The organism is Bacillus cereus group sp. BfR-BA-01360, from assembly GCF_022663595.1.
Lineage (GTDB): Bacteria > Bacillota > Bacilli > Bacillales > Bacillaceae_G > Bacillus_A > Bacillus_A cytotoxicus.
Genome location: NZ_JAKUFV010000087.1, coordinates 1 through 307 on the forward strand (window position 1 = coordinate 1; position 307 = coordinate 307).

Below are 307 nucleotides of genomic sequence, written 5' to 3' on the forward strand. Positions count from 1 at the left end.
CATACCAAGAGTTACAAACTCATCCGGATCAAAACTATCATCCACAACAGCTAAATAGGTTCGGTCTGGTTCAACATCAAAAACAAGTTCTGCTGGTTGGTCTGTAATTAACCAATTTGCCATTTCTTCTTTGATATTTTCTAAATCTGAATCATCTGGAACAATAATTCCTACAGGGATAGACAAAACACGCATTTCCGTTTGTGTATTTAATAACCTTGCGCCTGGATATCCTGGCACACTTAGAAAATTCCTTTTTAATGGCGCCCAAGTAGGTCTTTTCCATCCTTTTGCAATTTGAACAAAG

General features: G+C 37.5%; 1 protein-coding gene. It reads right to left on the reverse strand.

Annotated elements, in window-relative coordinates:
* A partial coding sequence (locus MR056_RS22030; RefSeq protein WP_242136737.1) for a distal tail protein Dit occupies window positions 1-307 on the reverse strand: 307 nt, incomplete at both ends.